The following is a 5212-nucleotide window of genomic DNA, read 5'->3' as shown; positions in this document are numbered from 1 at the left end:
GGCCTGTACTTATGCAGGCCTTTTTTGATTGATACAAAGATGGAAGATCAAAAAGACGATAAGCAACCAAGCAATCAGCAGATCAATGTGGAATTGACCGATGAGGTGGCTGAGGGGATTTATTCCAATCTGGCCATGATCGCCCATTCCAATTCTGAGTTTGTGATAGATTTCATCCGCCTGATGCCTGGGGTTCCCAAGGCGCGGGTGAAGTCCAGAATAATAATGACACCGGATCATGCCAAAAGATTACTGAATGCCCTGAAGGACAATATAGAAAAATACGAGCAGGCTTTCGGAAAGATAGCGTCCGGGTCGGGAGCTCCTGAGTTTCCGATGAACTTCGGTGGTACATTAGGTGAGGCTTAATCAAAATATAACTCTTTAATTTTGTTTGTTTTACCTATTTGTTTACCTTTGCAGTCCAAATTTCATATGTTAAAGAAGTAAAATAAATTTTATCAGTTAATGCCTACTATACAACAGTTAGTTAGAAAAGGTAGAACCACCCTAGAGTCAAAATCCAAGTCAAGAGCTTTGGATGCTTGTCCTCAAAGAAGGGGTGTGTGTACAAGAGTGTACACAACTACGCCTAAAAAACCTAACTCGGCGATGAGAAAAGTGGCCAGGGTTAGATTGACAAATGGAAAAGAGGTTAACGCCTACATCCCAGGAGAGGGTCACAATTTGCAGGAGCACTCTATCGTATTGATCAGAGGTGGTCGTGTGAAAGATCTTCCAGGTGTGCGTTATCACATCATCCGTGGTGCACTGGATACTGCCGGAGTGAAAGACCGTAAGCAAGGTCGCTCTAAGTACGGTGCGAAGAGACCTAAGGCAGCAGCCAAAAAGTAATCCAAAACATTTAAGAAAAAATGAGAAAAGCGAAACCAAAAAAGAGGTATATTCTCCCTGACCCGAAGTTCAATGATACTTTGGTAACCAAGTTTGTAAACTGTCTGATGGTGGATGGGAAGAAAAGTATTGCCTATAGAATTTTCTATGATGCTGTAGAGAAAGTAGAAGATAAATTGGGCGAGAATGGTCTTGAGGTTTGGAAAAAAGCGCTTAACAATATTACTCCATCCGTAGAGGTGAAGAGTCGTAGAGTTGGTGGTGCTACGTTCCAGGTTCCGATGGAAGTGCGTCCAGAAAGAAAAGTATCCCTTGGGATCAAGTGGATGATCACCTTTGCCAGAAAAAGAGGTGAGAAAACAATGATGGACCGACTTGCAGGCGAAATAATCGCTGCATCCAAAGGAGAAGGTGCGGCTGTGAAGAAAAAAGATGATACGCACAGAATGGCCGAAGCCAATAAAGCATTCTCTCACTTTAGATTTTAATTAGGATGGCAAAGAATTTAAAATTTACCAGAAACATCGGTATCGCCGCTCACATTGATGCTGGTAAAACAACCACTACTGAGCGGATTTTGTTCTATTCTGGGGTTTCCCATAAGATCGGTGAGGTACACGATGGTGCCGCTACGATGGACTGGATGGCTCAGGAGCAGGAAAGAGGTATCACCATTACTTCTGCTGCTACGACCGTTTTTTGGCCATACAGGGACAATAAATACCAGATCAATATCATCGATACTCCAGGTCACGTAGACTTTACTGTAGAAGTAAACCGTTCTCTTCGTGTTTTGGATGGCTTGGTGTTCTTGTTCAGTGCTGTAGATGGTGTAGAGCCTCAGTCAGAGACTAACTGGAGACTAGCTGATAACTATAAAGTAGCCCGTATCGGATTCGTTAACAAAATGGACCGTGCCGGTGCTAACTTCCTTGACGTATGTAAACAAGTAAAGGAAATGCTAGGTAGCTATGCAGTTCCTTTGCAGCTTCCAATCGGTGCTGAAGATAAGTTCCGTGGGGTAGTGGATTTGATCAACAACAGAGCCATTGTCTGGAATGAAGAGGATATGGGGATGACTTTCGAGGAAGTTCCGATTCCTGAAGATATGGCTGATGATGTGGTTCAGTGGAGAGAGCACCTGCTAGAAGCTGTAGCAGAATATGATGAGTCTTTGATGGAGAAATTCTTCGAAGATCCAGATTCAATTACCGAAGCTGAAATCCTAGCTGCCTTGAGAGCTGCTACTATCGATATGAAAATCGTACCGATGGTTTGTGGTTCCTCTTTCAAAAACAAGGGTGTACAAACCATGCTGGACTTGGTGATGGAATTGTTGCCTTCTCCGCTTGATAAAGACAATATCATCGGTCATGACCTGAACGATGAAGAGAAGGAAGTATCTATCGCTCCGGATCCAAAAGAGCCATTTGCTGGTTTGGCCTTTAAAATTGCAACTGACCCATTCGTAGGTCGTCTTTGTTTCGTAAGAGCTTATTCCGGTGTGTTGGAGTCAGGTTCTTATGTTTTCAACAGCCGTTCCGGAAACAAAGAGCGTATCTCTCGTGTGTTCCAGATGCACGCAAACAAACAAAATCAGATCGAACGACTAGAAGCCGGTGATATCGGTGCGGTTGTTGGATTTAAAGATATTAAGACTGGTGATACCCTATGTGCGGAAAACCGTAAGGTGGTATTGGAGTCAATGATCTTCCCTGAGCCGGTTATCGGTTACGCTATTGAGCCTAAAACTCAAGCGGATGTCGATAAGCTGGGGATGGCCATCGCCAAGTTGGTAGAAGAAGATCCAACGCTTCAGGTGAACACTGATCATGAAACTGGTCAGACCATCCTTAGAGGTATGGGTGAGCTTCACCTGGATATCATTATAGACCGTCTGAAGAGGGAATTTAAGGTTGAGATCAATCAAGGTGCTCCTCAGGTAGCTTATAAGGAAGCCTTGTTTGGTTCTGTGGAGCACAAAGAGGTTTATAAGAAGCAGACAGGTGGTAAGGGTAAATTCGCCGACATCGTATTTGAAATTGGGCCAAAAGAGGCCGATCCTGAGACAGGTGAAATTAAGCCAGGATTGGAATTCGTTAATGGTATCGTAGGTGGTGTGATTCCTAAAGAATTCATCCCTTCTATCCAGAAAGGTTTCCAAGAGTCCATGAAAAATGGACCTTTGGCAGGTTATCCTATCGAAGCCATGAAGGTAAGGTTGTTCCATGGTTCCTTCCACGATGTCGATTCCGATGCGCTTTCATTTGAATTGGCAGCAAGACTTGGTTTCAAAGAAGCTGCTAAAAAGTGTAAGCCTCAGTTGCTAGAGCCTATCATGGCTGTAGACGTGGTTACTCCTGATGAATATACTGGTCCTATTACTGGTGACTTGAACAGAAGAAGAGGTTTGATGAAAGGGATGGATACCAAAGGTACTTCCTCTGTAATCAAAGCTGATGTGCCGTTGTCAGAATTGTTCGGTTATATCACTGACCTGAGAACAATCTCTTCCGGTAGAGCGACAGCTTCCTTGACATTCTCTCACTATGAGCCAGTTCCTAACAATATTGCTGAAGGTGTAATTGCTGAGGTAAAAGGAGCTAAGGCCTAAACTAAAAAGAACATGAATCAGAAAATAAGAATAAAACTTAAGTCTTACGATCATACTTTGGTGGACAAGTCATCAGAGAAAATCGTAAAAGCAGTAAAGACTACTGGTGCAGTTGTGGTTGGACCAATTCCTTTGCCTACTAAAAAAGAAAAGTTTACTGTGTTGAAGTCACCACACGTAAACAAAAAGGCAAGAGATCAATATCAATTGTGTACTTATAAGAGATTGGTGGATATTTATTCTAACAGCTCCAAGACAGTAGATGCTTTGATGAAGATCGAACTTCCTAGTGGAGTAGATGTAGAGATCAAAGTTTGATCTGGAATTTACAGGAATATATGGAAAACCTGTCCGCCCCGGCGGATAGGTTTTTCTTTTTTAGGAGCAAGTATTTTGAGGGATTTTCCAAAATTGCTTCTATAAAACGGTGATAGAGAGTAGGATGTTTTTGTAAATGTTTGAAAATATATGAGTTGTAATTTGTAAGGTGTTTATAAATTACTAACTTTGCAGTCCTTAAAAAGGCACAAGTGTGTAAATGCTTGTGCATAATTATATTATACAACAGAAGATGTCTGGAATAATAGGTAAAAAAGTAGGAATGACTAGCATTTTCAGTGCCGATGGACGTAACGTCGCATGCACGTTAATAGAAGCTGGTCCTTGCGTAGTGACGCAAGTAAAAAATGTTGAAACAGACGGGTACAGCGCTGTTCAGTTGGGGTACGGTGAGCGTAAGGAGAAAAACACTCCTAAGCCACTTTTGGGCCATTTTAAAAAGGCCGGTACCACTCCTAAGCAGAAAGTTGTAGAATTCAGAGACTTCAGAGTAGAATTTGAAGGTCAGGTGGATTTAGGTAAAACAGTGAAAGCTGAGGAAGTATTTGGTGAAGGAGACTTCGTAGATGCTATCGGTACTTCCAAAGGTAAAGGTTTTCAAGGTGTGGTAAAACGTCATGGCTTCGGTGGTGTAGGTGGATCTACCCACGGTCAGCACAACCGACAAAGACACCCTGGTTCTATTGGTGCATGTTCTTGGCCTTCCCGAGTATTCAAGGGGCTTAGAATGGCAGGTAGAATGGGCGGTAGCCGCGTGAAAGTACTTAACCTAAAAGTATTGAAGGTTTATCCTGAAAAGAACTTGATCTTGGTAAGCGGCTCTGTCCCTGGTCCAAAAAATTCTTACGTTATTTTAGAGAAGTAATCACATGGAATTAGCAGTATTAAAACATAACGGTGAAGAGACAGGTAGGAAAGTAAGTCTTTCTGACGATATTTTCGCGATCGAGCCTAACGATCATGCTATCTACCTGGATGTGAAGCAGTTTTTGGCCAACCAAAGACAGGGTACGCATAAGAGTAAAGAGAGGGCTGAGATAGCCGGCTCAACAAAGAAAATCAAGAAGCAAAAAGGTACTGGTGGTGCCAGAGCTGGTTCTCTTAAATCTCCATTGTTCAGAGGAGGAGGTAGAGTTTTCGGTCCTAGACCAAGAAATTACTCTTTCAAATTGAACAAGAAAGTAAAACAATTGGCAAGAAAATCTGCCCTTACTTACAAGGTGAAAGACAACAGCCTTACCATCTTGGAAGATGTGAGCTTTGACAGCATCAAGACCAAGAGCTATTTGGCATTGTTGTCCGGTCTTTCTTTGGCGGATAAGAAGACATTGTTGGTGCTTCCAGAAGCGAACAATAATGTTTATTTGTCAAGCAGAAACCTACCTAGGCACAGGTAAAAACAGT

6 protein-coding genes and 1 pseudogene are annotated in these 5212 nt (G+C 42.5%); all 7 read left to right on the top strand.

Annotated features, from left to right (window positions below; genetic code table 11):
• The first annotated feature begins 39 nt into the window (after window positions 1–39).
• A complete protein-coding gene (locus ACYVAA_RS22180; RefSeq protein WP_460546115.1) occupies window positions 40–369 on the top strand; it encodes a DUF3467 domain-containing protein in 330 nt (109 codons plus the stop codon).
• Window positions 370–468: 99 nt separating this feature from the next.
• Window positions 469–855, top strand: a complete 387-nt coding sequence (rpsL, locus tag ACYVAA_RS22175) for a 30S ribosomal protein S12 (RefSeq protein WP_460546113.1) — start codon at window positions 469–471, stop codon at window positions 853–855.
• Window positions 856–875: 20 nt separating this feature from the next.
• Window positions 876–1343: a small ribosomal subunit protein uS7 gene (rpsG, locus tag ACYVAA_RS22170; RefSeq protein ID WP_460546111.1), complete on the top strand. Its 468-nt coding sequence runs from the start codon at window positions 876–878 to the stop codon at window positions 1341–1343.
• A gap of 5 nt (window positions 1344–1348) precedes the next feature.
• A complete protein-coding gene (gene fusA / locus ACYVAA_RS22165) occupies window positions 1349–3469 on the top strand; it encodes an elongation factor G (protein WP_460546109.1) in 2121 nt (706 codons plus the stop codon).
• Window positions 3470–3481: 12 nt separating this feature from the next.
• The gene (rpsJ, locus tag ACYVAA_RS22160; protein WP_015264118.1) at window positions 3482–3787 is read left to right on the top strand and encodes a 30S ribosomal protein S10; all 306 of its coding nucleotides are present in this window, start codon (window positions 3482–3484) and stop codon (window positions 3785–3787) included.
• Between the two features lie 253 nt (window positions 3788–4040).
• Entirely contained in the window at window positions 4041–4673 is a 633-nt protein-coding gene (gene rplC, locus ACYVAA_RS22155; RefSeq protein ID WP_460546107.1) for a 50S ribosomal protein L3, read from the top strand.
• A gap of 4 nt (window positions 4674–4677) precedes the next feature.
• Window positions 4678–5196: pseudogene (gene rplD / locus ACYVAA_RS22150) on the top strand (50S ribosomal protein L4); the annotation flags it as partial.
• Window positions 5197–5212 lie beyond the last annotated feature (16 nt).

The organism is Echinicola sediminis (assembly GCF_054777495.1).
Note: the sequence above shows the minus strand (reverse complement) of the source record. Positions and strands in the feature narration are given on the sequence as shown.